Origin of the sequence: Flavobacterium tistrianum (assembly GCF_003254545.1) — a bacterium.
Lineage (GTDB): Bacteria > Bacteroidota > Bacteroidia > Flavobacteriales > Flavobacteriaceae > Flavobacterium > Flavobacterium tistrianum.
In genome coordinates this window covers 38,571-58,584 of record NZ_QJRH01000066.1, presented here as the reverse complement: position 1 = coordinate 58,584, position 20,014 = coordinate 38,571, and the positions used below count along the sequence as shown (strand labels likewise).

18 protein-coding genes are annotated in these 20,014 nt (G+C 32.8%); 5 read left to right on the top strand and 13 right to left on the bottom strand.

What is annotated here, in order from left to right; genetic code table 11:
* The first annotated feature begins 95 nt into the window (after positions 1 to 95).
* Positions 96 to 2,729 (top strand): valine--tRNA ligase, encoded by a 2,634-nt coding sequence (locus DMB71_RS08350; RefSeq protein ID WP_111365233.1) that lies wholly within the window; start codon positions 96 to 98, stop codon positions 2,727 to 2,729.
* 178 nt (positions 2,730 to 2,907) lie between these two features.
* On the opposite strand, the gene DMB71_RS08345 is transcribed toward DMB71_RS08350, so the two are convergent.
* The 4 genes from DMB71_RS08345 to DMB71_RS08330 form a co-directional block, all read right to left on the bottom strand.
* Complete coding sequence (locus tag DMB71_RS08345) at positions 2,908 to 3,531, bottom strand: GyrI-like domain-containing protein (protein WP_111365232.1); 624 nt, start codon at positions 3,529 to 3,531, stop codon at positions 2,908 to 2,910.
* Between the two features lie 88 nt (positions 3,532 to 3,619).
* On the bottom strand, positions 3,620 to 4,246 hold the full coding sequence (locus DMB71_RS08340; protein ID WP_111365230.1) for a putative polyvalent protein kinase domain-containing protein: 627 nt from the start codon (positions 4,244 to 4,246) through the stop codon (positions 3,620 to 3,622).
* Positions 4,247 to 4,395: 149 nt separating this feature from the next.
* Positions 4,396 to 6,708, bottom strand: coding sequence for a TonB-dependent siderophore receptor (locus tag DMB71_RS08335; protein ID WP_111365229.1), 2,313 nt, complete (start codon positions 6,706 to 6,708; stop codon positions 4,396 to 4,398).
* 233 nt (positions 6,709 to 6,941) lie between these two features.
* Positions 6,942 to 7,667 (bottom strand): DUF4198 domain-containing protein, encoded by a 726-nt coding sequence (locus DMB71_RS08330; protein ID WP_111365227.1) that lies wholly within the window; start codon positions 7,665 to 7,667, stop codon positions 6,942 to 6,944.
* Between the two features lie 269 nt (positions 7,668 to 7,936).
* Here DMB71_RS08330 and DMB71_RS08325 point away from each other — a divergent pair, with 269 nt between their 5' ends.
* Positions 7,937 to 9,097 (top strand): MFS transporter, encoded by a 1,161-nt coding sequence (locus tag DMB71_RS08325; protein WP_111365225.1) that lies wholly within the window; start codon positions 7,937 to 7,939, stop codon positions 9,095 to 9,097.
* 77 nt (positions 9,098 to 9,174) lie between these two features.
* Here DMB71_RS08325 and DMB71_RS08320 read toward each other — a convergent pair whose 3' ends face one another.
* From DMB71_RS08320 to DMB71_RS08310, 3 genes are all read right to left on the bottom strand, one after another.
* On the bottom strand, positions 9,175 to 9,609 hold the full coding sequence (locus DMB71_RS08320; RefSeq protein WP_111365224.1) for a hypothetical protein: 435 nt from the start codon (positions 9,607 to 9,609) through the stop codon (positions 9,175 to 9,177).
* Between the two features lie 30 nt (positions 9,610 to 9,639).
* Positions 9,640 to 10,116 (bottom strand): DUF6265 family protein, encoded by a 477-nt coding sequence (locus DMB71_RS08315; RefSeq protein ID WP_111365222.1) that lies wholly within the window; start codon positions 10,114 to 10,116, stop codon positions 9,640 to 9,642.
* A gap of 279 nt (positions 10,117 to 10,395) precedes the next feature.
* Positions 10,396 to 12,705 carry a type IA DNA topoisomerase gene (locus tag DMB71_RS08310; RefSeq protein ID WP_111365220.1) on the bottom strand — a complete coding sequence of 770 codons (2,310 nt, stop codon included), beginning with the start codon at positions 12,703 to 12,705 and terminating at the stop codon, positions 10,396 to 10,398.
* Between the two features lie 277 nt (positions 12,706 to 12,982).
* On the opposite strand from DMB71_RS08310, the gene DMB71_RS08305 reads away from it, so the two are divergent.
* Positions 12,983 to 14,611, top strand: a complete 1,629-nt coding sequence (locus DMB71_RS08305; protein ID WP_111365219.1) for a fibronectin type III domain-containing protein — start codon at positions 12,983 to 12,985, stop codon at positions 14,609 to 14,611.
* Between the two features lie 98 nt (positions 14,612 to 14,709).
* Here DMB71_RS08305 and DMB71_RS08300 read toward each other — a convergent pair whose 3' ends face one another.
* Together DMB71_RS08300 and DMB71_RS08295 are read right to left on the bottom strand one after the other, a co-directional pair.
* Positions 14,710 to 15,105: a lysozyme inhibitor LprI family protein gene (locus DMB71_RS08300; RefSeq protein WP_111365217.1), complete on the bottom strand. Its 396-nt coding sequence runs from the start codon at positions 15,103 to 15,105 to the stop codon at positions 14,710 to 14,712.
* Positions 15,106 to 15,129: 24 nt separating this feature from the next.
* Positions 15,130 to 15,555, bottom strand: coding sequence for a copper resistance protein NlpE N-terminal domain-containing protein (locus DMB71_RS08295; protein WP_162614804.1), 426 nt, complete (start codon positions 15,553 to 15,555; stop codon positions 15,130 to 15,132).
* Between the two features lie 429 nt (positions 15,556 to 15,984).
* Here DMB71_RS08295 and DMB71_RS08290 point away from each other — a divergent pair, with 429 nt between their 5' ends.
* Entirely contained in the window at positions 15,985 to 16,356 is a 372-nt protein-coding gene (locus DMB71_RS08290) for a GreA/GreB family elongation factor (protein ID WP_111365214.1), read from the top strand.
* A gap of 176 nt (positions 16,357 to 16,532) precedes the next feature.
* Entirely contained in the window at positions 16,533 to 17,324 is a 792-nt protein-coding gene (locus DMB71_RS08285; RefSeq protein WP_111365213.1) for a DUF5995 family protein, read from the top strand.
* A 37-nt stretch (positions 17,325 to 17,361) separates the two neighbouring features.
* Here the strand turns inward: DMB71_RS08285 and DMB71_RS08280 are convergent, their stop codons facing one another.
* From DMB71_RS08280 to DMB71_RS08265, 4 genes are read right to left on the bottom strand one after another with little or no spacing between them, the layout of a single operon-like run.
* Positions 17,362 to 17,841, bottom strand: a complete 480-nt coding sequence (locus tag DMB71_RS08280; protein ID WP_111365211.1) for a hypothetical protein — start codon at positions 17,839 to 17,841, stop codon at positions 17,362 to 17,364.
* Between the two features lie 5 nt (positions 17,842 to 17,846).
* Positions 17,847 to 18,341, bottom strand: coding sequence for an SRPBCC family protein (locus tag DMB71_RS08275; protein WP_111365210.1), 495 nt, complete (start codon positions 18,339 to 18,341; stop codon positions 17,847 to 17,849).
* A gap of 12 nt (positions 18,342 to 18,353) precedes the next feature.
* A complete protein-coding gene (locus DMB71_RS08270; RefSeq protein WP_111365208.1) occupies positions 18,354 to 18,878 on the bottom strand; it encodes a hypothetical protein in 525 nt (174 codons plus the stop codon).
* A 45-nt stretch (positions 18,879 to 18,923) separates the two neighbouring features.
* Positions 18,924 to 19,739, bottom strand: coding sequence for a DoxX family membrane protein (locus DMB71_RS08265; protein WP_111365207.1), 816 nt, complete (start codon positions 19,737 to 19,739; stop codon positions 18,924 to 18,926).
* Positions 19,740 to 20,014 lie beyond the last annotated feature (275 nt).

Here is a 20,014-nt window from a genome sequence, read left to right as displayed (position 1 = left end):
TTTTTGAAAACAGAAAACAAGAAAATGAATTAATTTAAGTCCAATGATCAAAACCGATTAAACGGTTAAACAAATAAACGATTAAACATATATAAATGACAATTCCAGCACAATTTGACGCTAAGACGATTGAGAGTAAATGGTATGATTACTGGATGAAAAACAATTATTTTCATTCAGAACCAGATCATAGAACGCCGTACACCATTGTAATCCCGCCGCCAAACGTCACTGGAGTCCTTCACATGGGACATATGTTGAATAATACGATTCAGGATGTTTTAATTCGTAGAGCACGTCTTAAAGGATTCAACGCTTGTTGGGTTCCTGGAACAGACCACGCTTCTATTGCAACTGAAGCAAAAGTTGTGGCAAAATTAAAAGCAGAAGGAATCAATAAAAACGATTTGACCCGCGAAGAATTCCTAAAACATGCTTGGGAATGGACTGATAAATATGGCGGAACAATCTTAGAACAACTTAAGAAGTTAGGTGCTTCTTGCGATTGGGAACGCACCAAATTTACTATGGATCCAGATATGTCTGCATCTGTAATTAAATCGTTTGTTGATTTATATAACAAAGGTTTAATCTACAGAGGATACCGTATGGTTAACTGGGATCCTGAAGCAAAAACTACTTTGTCTGACGAAGAAGTAATTTACGAAGAACAGCAAGGAAAACTATTTTTCTTAAAATATAAAATTGAAGGTTCAGAAGATTTCTTAACCATTGCTACAACTCGTCCGGAAACTATTTTTGGAGATACTGCCATCTGTATCAACCCGAACGATGAGCGTTTTACACATTTAAAAGGTAAAAAAGCAATTGTTCCAATTTGCGGAAGAGTAATTCCAATTATCGAAGACGAATATGTAGATGTAGAATTCGGAACAGGATGTTTGAAAGTAACGCCTGCTCACGATATGAACGATAAAACGTTAGGAGAAAAACACAATCTTGAAATCGTTGATATTTTTAATGAAGATGCAACTTTAAATAGTTTCGGATTACATTATCAAGGAAAAGACCGTTTTGTAGTTCGTAAAGAGATCGAGAAAGAACTTGAAGAAATTGGAGCTTTAGCAAAAACAGAAACACACTTAAATAAAGTAGGAACTTCTGAAAGAACAAAAGCGGTAATCGAACCAAGATTATCTGACCAATGGTTCTTGAAAATGGATGATTTAGTAAAACCAGCAATTAAGTCGGTTTTAGAAACGGGAGATATTAAATTACACCCAAAACGTTTCGAAAACACTTATGCGCATTGGTTAAACAATATTCGTGATTGGAACATTTCTCGTCAGTTATGGTGGGGACAGCAAATTCCAGCGTACTATTACGGCGACGGAAAAGAAGATTTCGTAGTTGCAGAAAATATCGAAGATGCATTAAAGTTAGCACAGGAAAAAACTAACAATTCACAATTAACCATTAACAATTTAATTCAGGATGTTGACGCGTTAGATACTTGGTTTTCTTCTTGGTTATGGCCAATGTCAGTTTTTGGCGGAATTATGGATCCAGAAAGTCCAGATTTTAAATATTATTATCCAACAAACGACTTGGTAACGGGGCCAGATATTTTATTTTTCTGGGTTGCTAGAATGATCATTGCAGGTTACGAATATGCAGGAGAAAAACCATTTACTAATGTATATTTGACCGGATTAGTTCGAGATAAACAACGTCGTAAAATGTCTAAATCATTAGGGAATTCTCCTGATCCTTTAGATTTAATTGAAAAATTTGGTGCAGACGGTGTTCGTGTAGGATTGCTTTTAAGTGCTTCGGCAGGAAACGATATCATGTTTGACGAAGAGTTATGTCTTCAAGGAAAAGCGTTCTCAAACAAAATTTGGAATGCTTTCAAATTGATTAAAGGTTGGGAAGTTTCAGAAACTATCGCGCAGCCAGAATCATCAAAAGTAGCAATCGAATGGTACGAAGCTAAATTACAGCAGACTTTAGTTGACATTGAAGATAATTTTGAGAAATATAGAATTTCAGATTCTCTTATGGCAATTTATAAATTGGTTTGGGATGACTTCTGTTCTTGGTTCTTAGAAATGATCAAGCCTGCATACCAACAGCCAATTGATAGCGTAACTTTCGCGAAAGCGATCGAAATGTTAGAAAACAACTTGAAGTTATTGCATCCATTTATGCCTTTCTTAACAGAAGAAATTTGGCAGTTAATTACGGAAAGAACTCCAGAAGAAGCTTTAATTGTTTCGACTTGGCCAGAAGTAAAACCGTTTGACGCAAAATTAATTGCTGATTTCGAAAATTCAATTGAAGTAATTTCTGGAATTAGAACTATCAGAAAAGACAAAAATATTCCGTTTAAAGATGCAATCGAATTAAAAGGAATCAACAGCGAAAATGTTTCTACTTATTTTGATTCAATTATCACGAAATTAGGAAATGTTTCTGCTTTCGAATATGTTTCTGAAAAAGTTGATGGCGCACTTTCTTTCCGTGTAAAATCAAATGAATATTTCATTCCAATTACAGGAAATATCGATGTTGAGGCAGAAATTGCTAAACTGACAGAAGAATTAAATTACACAAAAGGTTTCTTGAAATCGGTTGAAGCAAAACTTTCAAACGAGAAATTCGTAAACGGAGCTCCAGAGAAAGTTCTTAATTTAGAAAAACAAAAACAAGCCGATGCTTTAGCAAAAATTGCTACAATCGAGCAGAGTTTGGCTGGTTTGAAATGAGAAATATTTCTTTTATAAGCAGACCTAACAGGTTTTAAAAACCTGTTAGGTCCTTTTTTTTTTTTTTTCGCCACGAATTCACGAATTATTTTAAAATCTATTCGTGAATAATTCGCAAATTATTGCTTTACTCAACGATTAGAAAAATAATTCGTGAATTCGTGGCTAATAAAAAGAGCTATTTTACAGGTTCTCTCAGTATTGTTTTTAATTTCTCGGGAGCTGTTTTACGAAAGTCTGAAAGATAAATTTCATGATGCAACCCGTTCTGTTGCAGATTGTTTTCAGTACTAAATTCTAGAATTTTTTTTAGTGTTTGCGGTTCTGCATCAAAAGGGCCAATATGAAGAACCTGGATTACTTTACCTTCTTCCATTTCAAAGAATTCAATTGTTTTGGCTAATTCATTTTGTTTTTTGTTGACCGCTATGGCAATAGCTTCTTCAGTCTGTTCTTTCGTAACGAAATTGGGCATTCTAATCATGATTCTGTAATTCCATTCAGAACGAGGTATTTTCAGCGGAGCTTCATCCATTGAGATTGATGCGTATTTTTCATTATCAAAACTCCACAATGCTTCTAGTTTTGGAACAACAAAATCATTGTCCAATGCTTTCTGCATAAATTTAATAACATACGCCGTAGTGTACAATGCTTGAATTTTGTCTGAAAAATCTTTTCCAGAAGGATCACCTTGACCTGTAAGCGATATATAATTCGCTTTTTCTATATAAACAATTTCAGGAGTAGTTTTGGCATTATAATAAGTTTTGTCTGTTTTAGTTAAATCTAATTTGCTCATCTTTTTTGTGTTTTATAATGCAAATTAAATAACAGAAAGTGACAACGGTATGTCAGCAGAAATTGTGTTTTTTTGCGAAATTAGTTTCTTAATTTTCGTAGAAATTATCTTTAATATAGAAAACTGTGTCTATAAATTGAAGTATACCATTTTCTGTTAGTACATTCTCGTCATGAAGATCTTCAAGAATAATTCCTAAATCAGGATTGTAATAATCGTTATTTTTGGTATTTTGAAAGCCGTTTACAAGCATAAACTTCTTTACAAGCTCTAAGTCTGTTGTTTCAGTTGCTTTTACAAAAGGCTGTTCCACAACTGCATATAAGATATCTTCATTTTTAAAGAAACCTAATAAATTGTAAGCTGTATCTGGAAAAAAGAAGTTGTTTAATAATAAATTATTGAAATAATCTATCCAAGAGCTATAATAAATAGAATCGTTAAGTTTGATTACATGTTTTCCGTCTTTTAAATAGACTTTTTGTTCTGCTCCTTCAGAAACATAATTATCGAGATTGAGATCTAAAATCCAAAGACTATTTAATTCTATAAACCTTTCTAAGGTCTCTTTTTCTTGTTTTTTGAAATGCTTGAATTCTTTAGCCACTGTACTTGAGCTTTGGCTTCTTCTAAGGTAACTGGCTGCTGCTTGGATAATTGTTCCATGCTTAACTTCGCTCTTTCCTGAAATGATAAGTTGTAATTCATGTTTCATATTATTAAATGCAAAAATAGTGCATTTTATCAAAAAATAAAATAAAAGTAAGTTTTATATTACTTTTTAATTAAAATAAAAATCCCAAGATTTTCTGTTTTAAAGAGACAGAAAATCTTGGGATAAAAAAAACATCTAATTCAATATTTTTAGAACTTATAACGCAAGCTTGTCATAACCTGACGAGGAGCGATTGGGTTCACACTATAGTTCTCATGAACTGTATAATTTAATGTGTTTGTAATGTTTGATAATTTGCAAAGAATCGAGAATTTTTGCCAAGTATATCCAACAGATGCATCAATTGTAATGTAACCTTCTAACGGAATATCGCGATCTCTGATTGTTACCGTGTATGTTTTTGGATTAGTTGAAGGTTTGTTCTCTGTCCAAACATAATCATCATTCCATCCACCTAAACGATCACCAACATAGTTTCCGATTGCACCAAAAGAAACATTTTTAAAGAATCCCGACTGTAAAGTATAAAAGAAACTTAAGTTGGCTGTATTTAATGGAGTTCTTGCTACACGGTCACCTTCAACAAAACTTCCATTTAATCCTGAAGTTTTGGTGTAACGCATGTCATTGTAGCTGTATCCTGCAATAATATTTAAACCATCTACTGGTCGTGCTGTAACATCAACTTCAACACCTTTACTTTTAGTTTCTCCACTTAACATTTTAATGTTTGCGTCAAAGTTGTCGCTTCCATCAGCTTTTGTTGGAGCCATCTGTGCCAAATTGCTATTTGTAATTTGGTAAACAGTAACATTTGTGCTCAATAAACCTTTAAAGAAATCTGTTTTTACACCAACTTCATATTGATCAATAATAGAAGCTTCGATAGGTTGCAAATCAACAGTTGTTCCTGTATTTGGAGTGAAAGAAGTAGAGTAGCTTCCGAATATCGAAACGTCTTTTGTTGGCTGATACACTAATCCAGCTTTTGGAGAAAATGCATTATCCAAACGTTTTGGTGTAACTGTTGGAAGTGCATCTTGAGGATTTCCAGCGCCAGTTTTAGTTTCTTTGTATGTACTAACTTCAGCTTCTTGCCAAGACCATCTTAAACCTGCCAATACTTTGAATTTATCTGTAATTGAAATGAAATCTTGAAAGTATACTCCAAAACGATTTGTATCTGTTTTTGTGATTTGAGTAGCTCTTGCATTCGGAATGTCATTTCGTTGTGTTGACGGATCAAAATCATAAAGATAAATAGTATCATAAATACTTGGATCGTATGTTTTTGGAGTACCATCAGGATTTCTGCTAGTTACTAAATATTTCTCATTAAAAGCATAAGTATAAGCAGTTGCAAACGAATTTTCCCAGTCTACACCAGTAAAAATTTGATGTTTTACAGAACCAGTATTAAAGTTCCCCTGAAGACTTAATTGATCTCCTAAAATTTGCTCTAAGTTTTGCCCTTGAGTTAGTCCTCTGTTCCAGTAACCTGGAATTGGATATGTTTTAGTGTCATCTAAATTTGATAGTTGAGCTGTAGATTTTTGTGTTCTATCGTATGTTTGATAAGAACTATTGAAGTTTAGTTTCCAGTTTTTATTGAAATCGTGATTTAATAATACAGATGCACTAGAAGATTTTGTCGTACCATTTGACCAAAGCGCTCCGTAGAAAGCATTGCGAGGTAAGTCTAAAATTTCTTTTCCGATAATTCCAGTTCCGAAATCTGGCGTCCAATCTGCACTTAAATAATCTCCCTGAACTGTAATTTGAGTTTTTGGATTAATAATAAAAAGTAAAGATGGGTTAATGTAAAAACGTTTGTTTTTTACCACATCTCTAAAGCTTTCAGAATTCTCGTAAGAACCATTAATTCTAAAGGCGATTGATTTATTTAGACCTCCGTAAAAATCAAATGCTGGTTTATAATAAGCGTAACTTCCCATTTGCATTGAGATTTCTCCACCGCTTTTAAATTGAGGCGTTTTGGTTACTAAGTTTACAATACCTCCTGGTGCAACGTTTCCAAATAATAGGGCAGAACCACCTTTAAGGAATTCTACTTTCTCTAAACCTGAAACATCAGGAATTGATCCTGAATTGTAGCGGAATCCATTTTTAAACATGTTATTTGCCGACATGTCATAACCTCTTGAGAAAAAAGATTCTTGTGCACCACCACGAGCTGAACTTACATAAACACCATTAGCATTTTTAAGAACTTCGCTTAATCTGATTGCTTGCTGCTGTTCGATAACTTCAGATCCGATTACTTGTATTGTTTGCGGATTATCCATTGGCTTTAATCCAGAACGAACTGCTGTTACTGGTTTAGGTTCTTTTGTTTTAGTAACAACTACTTCATTTAAAATTTCACCCTTTTTGTTCTTAACTGTATCGTTTACTGAAGAAGTAGATTCGGTGCTTGAATAGTCCTGCGCGTAAGAAGCAAAACTTAATAAACCTATTGCAAATAGTAAATTATATTTCATGGTATTTATTTAGATTCAATAAAAATAGATCGGCGCAAATATACAATGCTAAGAATATGTTAATGAAATTTATAGGACGATTTCTTACTTAAAACTTACTTATTTTTTTCTTAAGATTTACTTAAGAATTTTTCAATATTATTTTAATTTAGTATAAATAGCAACAAAAAAAACCTTGCCGTTGAGCAAGGTTTTAAATCGAAATTAAACTCCTAAGAATAAAACTTTGTATATTATTTTACTGTAATATGGTATGTAGCCATTTTCCAGATTTCATCATATTTTTTTCCGTTATGTTCACCAGATGATTTGTCCGTGTGAGCATATTCTACCATATAATTTCCAGACCAGATAGGTGTAAATGAGAATTCTCCTTTATCGTTTGTCCACAATTCTTTTTCCCAACCATTTGGCGCAATAACTTTGATCTTAGCTTCTTTTGCGATAGCTCCTTCATAAGAAGCAACACCGGAAATTTTCGTATCTTTTTTAGCAACATCTGCGCTTTCTGAGAAAACAGCAATTTTATTCGTGTTAGAAGCAATATTGTTTCCAGCAGTTTTATTTCCAACCACAACAGTTGCACTAGAATTGTAATCTAGTTTCATAGTTCCGTAAACATCTTTTACTGTGTGGTGCATTACAACGGTGTAAACGCCATCTTCGTCTGGTGTAAAGAAAGCTTGATATTTATTATCTAAAGCTTTAGAAGTTAATTTAATTTCTTTTTTTGAAGGAGAAATTACAACTAAAGAGAAATCCTTTAAATCAGAAAACCATTTATCTGCTTTTGTAATGTCATTATCAGAGAACTCTCCAAAGTAAACAGAGATTTCTTGAGCTTTTCCTTTTGTTCCTGTTGCTTTCGTTTCGATCCAAAGAGCATGAGCAAAAAGTTGAGGTGCAGCAAAAAGCATTAAAAATAAAAAGCTTATTGTTTTTAAAGTATTTGATTTCATAAGATCAAGTTTAAATTATTAGAATAATATTTTTTACAAACATAAGTTTTATTTAGAATAATTAAAAATAAAAAAAACTAAGAGTGCTTTTTTTATTATTGTGACCAATAAAACTAGGGAACAGATTATAAGGAGCACTTTTCATTTTTATCATTTATTGTTGAAATTGTTAAATGTTGATTTTAGAGCGTTTAATCGAAATTCTTGTTAGAAGTTGTAGTGCGATAAATTTTAAAAAGGTTTAATTTTGCGATCTGAAAAACGACTTCATGATTTTACCATTCTTTAAAAAGATTCAAAATACGCCTCGAGGATATCGCATTGCCAATACTGTTTTTTTCTTTCTTTCAGGTTTTGGTTATTCTTCTTGGGTTTCAAGAATCCCACATATACAAGCCCAATTAAAACTTTCTGAAGCCGAATTTGGAGCTGTTTTATTTGCTTTTCCAATAGGTTTAATGTTGACAATGCCTTTTACAGGAAAACTGTTAAACAAATACAGCAGCCGTTATATCATGTTGCTTGGAGCAGTTATGTTCAATGTGGCACTTTCTTTACCAGGTTTAGCAGCTTTTGTTTGGCAGCTGGTTATTATACTTTTATTCTTCGGAGCTTCTCGAAATATTTTCAATTTATCCATAAATGCGCAATCTCTTGAAGTGCAGAAACTATATCCAAAATCGATCATTACACGTTTTCATGCGGTTTGGAGTATAGCAGTATTCTCTGGCGCAGGATTAGGTTATGTAATGGTAACGCAGAAAATTGCGCCTTCGCATCATTTATTGGGAGTAAGTATTTTTATGCTAGCGCTGACGGCTTGTTTTTACCCAATGAGTATTCACAACGAACCTGTTCCGGTTAAAAAGAAGTTTTTCTCAATGCCAGAAAAAAATCTGGTAAAGTTTTCTCTAATTTGTTTTGTTTCGATGGCGTGCGAAAATACAATGTACGATTGGAGCGGAATTTATTTCGAAAATATCTTAAAAGCTTCTCCAAAATTAACGAGCGCCGCATTTGTGTTTTTTGCTTCTGCTGTAACTCTAGGTCGTATTTTTGGCGATTATGGTGTAATGAAATTTGGAACTAAAAAAATCCTGCTTTACAGCGGAATCTTAATAACTGCTGGTTTCGGACTTTGTTTTATCCTGCCGTATGCTTACCCAACAATTTTTGGCTATGTCTTAATCGGATTTGGGGTTTCTTGTGTAGTTCCGTTAGTGTTTAGCATTGCAGGAAGATCGTCAAATTTAAGCAGCGGTTCTGCTTTAACTTCAATATCTACAATTGGCTATCTCGGATTTTTATTGGTTCCGCCAATGGTTGGTTTTATTTCTGAATATTTAAGCATGAAATGGGCGTTTCTTATTATGGCGCTTTTAGGTATTCTTATGATTTTTATGGTGAATAAGATCGGGGATAATGAGTAACTTAAAGATGCTAAGATACTAAGGTGCTGAGGTTCTAAGCTTTTCTTTTACTGAGTTTTTTTATTTTGAAAATATAATTAAGGATTATTTGGTAAATTTTCAAGCTCGTTTAAAGTCATTTCTTGACAAATAATTAACCAATCTTTGCAATAGCCAGAAACTAAAAGATAAGATTCTAGATATTTCTCCTTTTTGATATCATTCGCAATGTTTTCTTTGGTATTCGGTATTGATAATTTCGGATTATTATTTAAATATTCGTCAAATTGTTTTAAAACAGAAGCAGTATTATCATTTTTGATTATTTTATTAATAAGATTAAAAGATGAAATGTCTGGTAAACTTTGAAAAACAACTCCTTTAAAATTTAAAAGTGAAAGATTGTGTGTTTCATCATAACTCCACTGTTTAATAGCTAATTGGATATTTTTAGAATTATATCCAATTGATATTTTATCTACAATTCCATCAAAACCTTCAAAACCATTTAAGAGTACCGCAATATTTTCCATTCAAAAATGTTTTGTGAGATAGATTTTAGTTTATTTCTTCGTCATCACAAACTTCTCCGAACTCGGTTTACCATTCATATTTCCAGAAATTTCAGCTGTCAAAGTATTATTTGCACCTTTTGTATACGTGATTTTTTGAGGATAATCGTGTTTCGGATTCTCGAAAACCAATTGTTTATCTGATTCAGAAGTAGAAGGGAAAAAAACTGGTTTGTCATCGTTTTGCCCTTTTACAGTTGCTTTGTAAGTAAGCGTTTCGCCTAACTGAGCTAAAATAATAGTTTCAAAATGTAAAGTGTCTTTTCCTTTAATGAAATAAGAAGAAGCGCTGAAAGTACTGTCGTTTAGCTTTTGCCAGTTTTCAGACAAAACGCCTTCAGGAGATTTATTTTCCCAATTCCCGATTAACCAGTCGGCTTTTTTGATTTTATCTTTTTCAACCGTTTCTTTTTTCTGGCAGGAAACTGCGGCTAATACAAGTGCTAAAAGAGTAATTTTCTGAAACATATTTATAGGTTTTTGATAGAGTACTAATGTATGAAAAAAATGTTTGCCACGAATTGCACGAATTTTTTGAAGACTAAAATTGTTTTTAGCCACAGATTAAAGGGATTAAAATGATTTTGTCTCAAGCAGATTTAGCAGATTCAGCAGATTTATTTTGTACTCTGCATTATAAAAATCTGCTAAATCTGTAGAATCTGCGAGCAAAAAATTCGTGGCAATTTGTGTAATTAGTGGCAAAAAGAAATCTGTGTAAATCCTTTTAATCTGTGGCAAAAAAAATCAAACGCTTTCACTCAAAATAGAATAAACCAATTCCTTAGTAGGTTTTTGGTCTTTTAATTTTGCTCGAACTTCTTCAAAAGTAACTTTAAAATCACAGCCCGATTTATATTCGGCACAGCCATAAGCTGTTTTGCCTTTTAAGATGGTTCCTTTTTTGCATTTAGGACAAACTAAAGCATCCGAACTTTCTTTTGCTTCTGTTTTTTTATCTGTTTTCTTTGGTTCTAATTTCAGCTTGTAATTTTCCTCAAAACGAATTAAACCTTCAACAGTTCCAGAATCGGTTTTAAATCCTTTTATATTTACTGTAGAACCTTTCTGAACCAATCTTAAATACTGGCTTTCTGTAATTTTTTTATCGTGAAAAACAAAAGGCAATACAAAATCACAGCCGGATTTATATTCGCTACATCCAAAAGCCGATTTTCCTTTCAGTATATTTCCTTTTTGGCATTTCGGACAAGTTTCTGCCGAAATTCCAGAGGCTTTCTTTTTCTCTTTTTCTGCTTTTACAGCTGGTTTCTGAATAGTTGCTGCATGCGAAATATTGGCATGTTTGGTTTCGCTTCGCACTTCGTAAACCAAAGCTTCGACCATGCGTTTCATGTTTCTAATAAATGCTGCAGCAGTGAAAGTTCCTTTTTCGATGTCTTTCAATTGCTTTTCCCAAGTTCCTGTAAGTTCCGCCGATTTTACCAATTCATTCTGAATCGTATCAATCAATTGAATTCCGGTTAAAGTAGGTAAAACCTGTTTTTTATTACGAACAATATACTGGCGTTTGAAAAGCGTTTCAATAATATTCGCACGAGTTGACGGACGTCCGATTCCGTTTTCTTTCATCAATTCTCGCAAATCTTCATCGTCAACCTGTTTTCCCGCGGTCTCCATGGCGCGCAGTAAAGTCGCTTCGGTAAACTGATTGGGTGGTTTGGTTTCTTTTTGAAGGAAAGAAGGTTCATGCGGCCCTTTTTCACCTACAGTAAAACTCGGCAATAAATCGGGTTCTTTTTCCTTGGCATTTGGATCTTCAAAAACAACGCGGAAACCTTTCTTTAAGATTTCTTTTCCTGTCGCTTTAAAAGTCACATCGGCAGCTTTTCCAATAACTGTTGTGTTGGCAACGAGACAATCATCATAAAATACAGCAATAAAACGTCTTGTAATGATATCGTAAACCTGCTGCTGATTAAACGGCAAATTGTTCTGAACTCCCGTTGGGATAATCGCGTGGTGATCTGTTACTTTTTTGTCGTTGAAAACCTTTGGCGATTTCTTTATTTTTTTCTCCAAAATAGGCTGAGTCAATTCGGCATAATTGGTTAATTTTTGCAGAATTCCAGGCACTTTTGGGTAAATGTCTCCTGGTAAAAAAGTCGTATCAACTCTGGGATATGTGATTACTTTTTGCTCGTACAGAGTCTGTGCAATTTTCAATGTTTCTTCTGCAGAAAATCCAAATTTCTGATTGCAATAAACCTGTAAACCAGTCAAATCGAAAAGCTTTGGAGCATATTCGTTTCCGTTCTTTTTATCCACAGAAACAATTTCGAAATCACTTTCTTTAACTTTTGCCACTATAATTTCTCCGTCTTCTTTGTTTAGAAAACGGCCTTCTTCATAACTGAAAAGCGTTTCTCGATATAAAGTCTGCAATTCCCAATAAGGCTGAGGTTTAAAGTTTTCGATTTCTCTAAAACGCTCAACAACCATTGCCAATGTTGGCGTTTGAACGCGCCCGATAGACAAGACTTGTTTGTAACCGCCATGTTTTACCGTGTACAAACGTGTTGCATTCATTCCTAAAAGCCAATCTCCAATGGCTCTAGAAAATCCAGCATAATATAAATTATCGTAATTAGAAGAGGGTTTTAAGTTTTCAAAACCTTCTTTGATCGCTTCAGTAGTAAGAGAAGAAATCCATAAACGCTGAATTTCGCCTTTATAATGCGCTTCGTTCATTACCCAACGCTGAATCAGTTCTCCTTCTTGTCCAGCATCCCCGCAGTTTATCACCACTTCGGCTTTTTCAAAAAGACTTTTAATGATTTTAAACTGTTTTTGGATTCCCGAATTCTGAACCACTTTGGTTTCAAATTTTTCTGGAAGCATCGGCAGATTGTTCAAATCCCAGCTTTTCCAGTGCGGTTTGTAATCGTTAGGTTCTTTTAAAGTACATAAATGCCCGAAAGTGTAAGTCACCGCATAACCGTTGCCTTCGTAATAGCCATCGTGCTTGGTATTGGCACCTAATACAGATGCGATTTCGCGTGCTACACTTGGTTTTTCGGCAATACAGACCTTCATTTTCTCCTTTCTTGATTAATAGGCGAAAGTAGGGAATTTTGAAGAAAGGGGCAAAGGTTGTTAGCAACAAAGAGACAAAGACATTTTATCATCCTCTTTTATTTATAAGAATTGAAGTTGATCTAATGCATTCTTTTTTGCTTCAATTGGGCAAGAGAACAAGGATATTTTTTTGAATGAAAATATTTAATAATAAGAAAAGAAGTAAGAGGATAAATTTTATAACTTCGGCGCTTAATTCGATCCTACTATACTAATACCACAACCAATAAGAAATATGAATATCAATCAGTTTAAAAAGCACTTTTATTGTTTTTTTATTTTATTATTATTTATTAATTGCTCCAATGACGAAGATCCAATTCCCGAAAATGCAGTATTCGAGCCACAAACCGAATTAATAAGTTTAGAAGGAAATCAAAACCAGTTAGAGGTACATTGGAAACCTGTTTTCATAGAAAAATTTAAGAGTTATAAAGTCTATCGATTTGATACTTATAATAATGAATCTTTTAGACCAGAAGGAGTTGTAGGTTTGGGAGAGCTTGTATTTGAAGCTACAAATAATAGGACTACAAGTTTTATCGATACAAAAGTGCCCTATAATTCTTTTGTAATGTATGCTGTTGTTACAGAATACTTGAATGAAGAAAAGAATGTTATAGCTGTAGTAAGTAAAAACCATTTATCTTTCGAAAATAAGGATTTATCATTTACAATTACATCTGTAGAAAAGTCAGCAGATGGGAGTCTGAAAGTAACCTGGGATAGAGACTCTAATGCTGGTTTTGAAAGCTATACAGTTTATGCCTTGAGTAGTCCGTTTTTATCTCATGAAGATGTTATGAATAATAAAAATAAACTTAAGAGTATTACTATTCAAAACGAAAATAGTATTTCTGATACTGCTCAATATACAGATCAAATAGTATATTATGCCGTGTCTAAAGTTATAAATGGAAAAACAATTTGGAGCAAAAATTTAGGATTGATAGATAATCCTAGAAGTTTGAAATTTAGACCTGGGCAAACATTTAAAAATCCATACGTTGAAAATGAGATGATCATTATTAATAAGGAAGGAGAAATTGTGTTTTATGATATAAATTCCCTTACCAGTACTAAGATTTCAACAAATGGCTACATATTCTTTTGCTCTATTGGTGAGTATAATGGAGTGAAAGACTTATATGTTCCAAGTATAAATGGAAATGTCTTTTTAGTAGATTTAAAAACACATCAGATTAAGAAAACTATAAATCTTAAGACAGATTACAATATCTTAACTGCAATTCCAATAAATGAACACATCTTGTTTATAGAGAAACACCCTTATGCAGACATTGGAGGTCTTTTTGTTTATAATGTTGGAAATGATAAGGTTTTAAATAGAAATGGTTCTTTTGGCGCTGCTTCAAATGCAAAATTATTTTATGGAAAAGATAATTACTTTTTCATTTTAGATAGTGATGGACGTGAATATGGAAGTTCGTCGGCAATTAGAAGACTGAATATAAACGGAGATCAAGTCACTACAGATTTACTTTGGAATGAATCTGTTGCCGACAGTAGATTATTTGCTTTGTCAGAAGATAAAAGTTTCTTTGTAAGCACTAATTTTGGTTTTCAATCAGATGTTGATTATGAAAATTTTACGGAGGTTACAACCAAAAGTTACTCGTCGACTCTTAATTTGGCAGATGCTAAAATTACTTCAGACAATCGTATTTATTTTGCAGTTCCAGGTGATGGACGTATCAGTGTTTTTGAAAAAAATAATTTTAGTGCGCCAGTAAAAGAATACAAAACTAATGGAGGAGCTTTGTTTCTTGAGGTTTTTGATAAACAAATAATTTCCTTAAATCAATGCCCTAATACTTGCATTTTAGAAACTACTGCAAAATAGAATAAGTAAATAAAAGCAAAACGTCTCCGAATAGGAGACGTTTTAGTATTGAATTTTAGCTTATATTTCTAAAATACAATTTCCATTAAATTCAGTTTTTAATATTCAAACATTTTAAAATATTCTTCCAGCTCCCGCGCTCTTGCTTTTACAATTTCTTTCTTTTTATTTTCGGCAACAGCATACCACATGGTTCCTTGCTTTATTTCATAAAAGTATTTAGAAATAAAAGTATATTCTTTATCTCGATAAACAAGCCATTGTTTTTGAGATTCCTTCAAAGTTTCAAAAGCTTCTTTTGGGAGTTTCACTTTCAATAAATTGTAATATTTGTTCAATTCTTTGTCCCAAGATTCACGAGCTTGTATCGTGCAATTGCACATGTCGGTATTAGAAATATTGTCTTTATTAAGACATTTTGATTCTAAAACATCAATTGGATTCTCTTTTTTGGTTTGTGAAAATGTAACAATTGATAGAAGAAGAAAAATCAAAACAAATATTTTTTTTCATTTCATTTATACTTTAAAAATATCAATTCTTCGCATCCAGAAGATTTCCGATTCTAAAAACTGAAGTTTGGTTTTCACTATTTTATCGCTTTTGTCTCTCGGATTTTTAGCGATAAATCTCGCTGTAGAATTTGTAAAATCTAAAGTATATTTTTGGTCTAAGTCTGTTTTTTTATCAACAGAAAAAGTAATCAGATTGTTTTTTTCACTCCATTTTCCTTTTCCATATAAGTTTCCTTCTTCTGGGTTTCCGCCTTGTATATTAGAATAAGAATGAAACTCAAATGTTCCGTCTGGATTTAAAGTCAGTTTATATTCAATTTTATGATTTTCACTAGAAAGAGAACGCGTATAATCGCCAACAAACTGATTGGATTGTGCCAATAAATTCAAGCTTAAAATTAAAAGTAATGCCGTTATTGTTAGCTTCATTGGTTTTATTTTTCGTATAGTTTTAAGAGTTTCATCAAAAATAAATCGTTTAAAACCAAAATCCTTACGTAAAACCGTATTAGCAAATTTTATAATTTTTTTATAGTAGGAAAAAGGCGTATATTGCCAAAACATTAGAATAAATACAATAATGATCACTGCAAATTTTTACTTAATAAACAGCTGTCTGATGTGCTTAATAAGCGCATTGTTGTATTTGCATGACGATACTTTCTTAAAAAGCTCAAAAGAGTTTATTCCTTTAGCCCTGTCACAACTCTAGACAGGGGATTCTTTTATATTTAGTTTTTATTTATTTAATCTCATTTTTATTCAGGATATGATATCGGTGAATAGTACGTTTTTGCGCGCGCGCTCATCTTTAGAGTTGTGTCATGTTTATGAAAAAATGAAACATACAAGAAAGTCATGTCACAACATATAATTTTAACAACAGGAACATACGATTTAATTAAAGATCACGTAAGAAGAAAAAAAGTAACCGCTCAAGAAGAAGAGCTTTTATTGGGCGAACTAAAACATGCCACGCAGGTATTGCGAAAAAATCTACCTGAAGATGTAGTTTCGATAGATCGAAAAGTTACTTATAAAGACCATATTAATAACGAAGAAAAGACAATTCTTATCGTTGGTCCAGATAAAGCAAAAGCGAGCAAAAATAAAATTTCGGTTCTTTCAGATGAAGCAATTGCAATGGTGGGCTACAAAGAAGGCGATATTATTGAATGGCCTGCTAAAAAAGGAAATCTTAAGTTAGAAATTCTAAAAGTAGAAGAGTAATATAATATTATTCGTTTTCGTTTTAAAGTCAGTAACAATCCCAGAAGAGTTTTCTTTTGGGATTTTTTTGATGAAATAATGGAGAGGAAATAATAAGAGAATTGCTTCAAAATCGTTCATTGAAAGCTTAAAATAATTAAATTCGTTCTTCTCAATTTAATTATAACCAATTATAAATGAGTATGAAACAAGCTGAAACTATAGACGAAGTTATTCTATTGTTAGATCAGATAATAGAAAAATCTAAGATAGACCAAAGCAATTTAGGTTTGTTTGCTATTCTATATCGCGAAGTTACGGTAAGAGTAAAAGAAGGTATTTTGGCTGGTTCTTTTCAGAACGGAAAGCGAATGGAAAAACTCGATGTTATTTTTGCTAACAGATACTTGAAAGCATATTATCAATATCAAGCCAAAGAAAAACCATCTGAATGTTGGGCATTTGCTTTTGAACAAGCCGAAAATTTCTGGCCAATAGTATTACAGCATTTGCTTCTCGGAATCAACGCTCACATTAATCTCGATTTAGGAATTGCTTCAGCAGAAGTCTCTACAGCAGAAGATATAGAAGATTTAAAAGCAGATTTTGATAAAATAAACTTCATTTTGAGCAATCTCGTTGGCGGTGTCGAAAAATGCTTGATCAAAATTTGGCCGACACTTACGTGGATATTAAAATTTGCGGGCAAAGTAGACAATTTCTTTATAGATTTCAGCATGGAAACCGCAAGAAATGGCGCATGGAAATTTGCCAACGAATTTGTAGCTGTTCCAGAAAACGAAAGAGAAGCCTGCACGCAATTAAGAGATCAGAGAATAACCGAAATTGCCCGATTGGTTTCGAATCCGGGATATTTTGTGAGCGCCGTTTTCAAATTCATTCGTTTGTTTGAAAGAGGAACCGTTGCTCAAAAAATAATAGACATGCAGATTATGGAAGAAAAAAATATGGAATGTGTTGTGGCGTGATTTTGGAAAAGAGTAGAAGAGGTTAATATTTTTCATTTTACTCCTTATCTGCTATTTCAAAGAATTTTATAAAATTTTTCTCAAAATTTTTTCTTTGATAATTCATTCTTATATTAGAAATAAAACCAAATAGGATGTTAAACGAATTGAATATTATCCAAACTACTATCGGTGGATTTTCAATAATAAAAATAATATTAAACAAAGCAAAAGCAATAAAAGGTAAAAAGCGAATCCAATAATATCCAAATCGAATTGGAATTATTTCGTATGATATTTCGGTTTGGTTTAAATTTTTAGATTTAATTTTTCCTTTCAAAACGAAAGGAATGGGATGCAATATTGCATTTTTGGTTATTTTAAAGTCATTATGATTTATTATGCCATAAAACATTTTATCTTTTTCTCCAATCATATTGAATGCGTGCAATGGACTTCCGCTAATTTTTGGATTACCTAATTTAGTATTTGTTTTCAGTCTAGTTCTGAATTCTTCAATACCGATTTTTGATATCATTTCTTTTAATTATTTATCATAGGATTCAGATTCTCATCTTTATTTCTCAAATCCAATCCGCCTTCGTAAACCGATTTCAGATTGGTCAAATAAAAATGCCAGCCGTTGGAACAGCCTAGTCTGATATATTGTTTCGAATGATCATCTGTCGGAATGTTATGATGGCGAAGTTCTACAATTGTGTAACCATTCGTTTCGCTCAATTTTATATCTACCAGACACGCTCCTTCAAAGGTAAACTGCAATTGGTCTTTTTCGTTGGCAGAAGTGATTTTTCCTTTCATGGCATCATCATACAAATACCAAAGCCATTCATAACTATTTCCTCCCGAAACATTTTGGTCTTTGCTGATTGGTTCTTCATTGGAATCAAAAAAAGATACTTTTTCTAGAAACCATTTTTCCAGTTCGTTTGCAATTGTCCAAGCATTGTAAATGTCGCTGAGCGGAGCTTTAATAGCTATTTTTTTTGAGAAAGAAGTCCAGTCGAAGTTTTCCATGGTTTGGTTTTCTTATTTGAATTTTGTAAAGTTGCGATTCATTTTATCCCATTTATGGTTTGTTTTCCAACAAAGCATATTCCATTTATGTCGCATACCACCCAATTCCCAATTAACATCAAATTTATCATTTTCGTTTTTTAAATAGGGAGGTTTTGTAATTTTACAATGCAGCATTGGCGGATTATTACAAACTGTTTTAAGAAAATCTGAATCAAGATTAGTTTTCAGAAAGTATCTAATGTCGATAATAGTTTGATCCTTTTCAGCTTTATAAACATATAAATTTACATCATAAATTAAATCGTAAAATTCGTTAAGTTCTGCAACAGCCTCTTTAGAAGTTTTGGGTATTTTATTTTTGTTTAGTTTACTTTTATTTTGGTTTTGAATAAAAAAGTTTTCTCCTTTTACTTCTGAAATATCGGAAATAATAAACATAAAGTTATTCGAAATATCATTCCAGCAATACAGATTCACCAACTCAAGTAATTGTGCTGTTAGTTTTTTTATTTCTTCCTCGATATTTTTTTTCATAATTGTAATGACATGCTAAAGCACAGTTTCGATTTTCTAAATATTTCAGCTCGCTAAAACCTGTTTTTTAGAATCATTTGTTAGGGCAATTACCAATGCGATTCCGCAGAAAAGTAAAGCAATAATCGCGCGTACAATTTCATTTCCGCCACCTACAGTTGGGTTTGCAACAGCATCTTGAATATGGAAGAAAAGTACAAAAAGTAAAAGCATTAAAGCAAGAAGAAGCGAAATAGGTTTTATCCAAAGTTTGAAAATAATCGAAATGCCCGAACAAATAAGTGCAACACCTACAAAATAAGTCCAAAACATAGTTCCTGGCAGCCATTTCGGAACCATTGTAGAAACAAACTCAGCAAAAAGAAAATGGCTTAAACCAAACAAAAGCATTAAAAGTGAATAGAAAATTCGCCCAACTGGAATAAGTTTTTCTAGAAATGTGTCGAATTTACTTTCGCTTTTGTTCGCACTATAAGAACCCGCCAATACAAACGCTCCGCCGCTATACGTGAGTTCCTCAATAGCGTTGATCCAGATTTGTGTGGCGTTGGTTTTATCGGTATTAAAAATGAAAATAAACGGAAGATGAGAAACAACAAAAGCAGCAAGAAAAGCAAAACCTAAATAAAGACAGATTTTTTTGGTGTCGATAAATTTAAGTGTAACGATTTCCGAAATAATAATTCCGGTCAATATTAAAACGATTCCGGTAAGGATAGAAAAAATAGGATATTGATGCGCCCAAGCGGGAAAAGGTGATAAAATCTCAGATCGAAAATCTTTGATAATAAGCTGATGTACTCCCAGAGCAATAATGCCGATACCGTAAAATAAACGGCCGATTTTGATAAGTCCTTTCATTAATAGTGGTTTTTAGATAGTAAATTTGTTTTTGGTATAACCAAATATATAAATTTCTTACTAAAATACTGATTTAATGAGGGTTGGTTTTTTGCAGTTTGTTTCTCGCCAGTTTCTCTGCACAATATTGTCATTTCGACGCAAGGAGAAATCTTCGCAAGTAGCTCTACAAAGATTGGCGATTTTGATTGCGGAGCTACTCGCGAAGATTTCTCGTTCCTCGAAATGACAGAATTAGATGAAAATATAATGAGGAGATAGGCTTCCTCTACTAG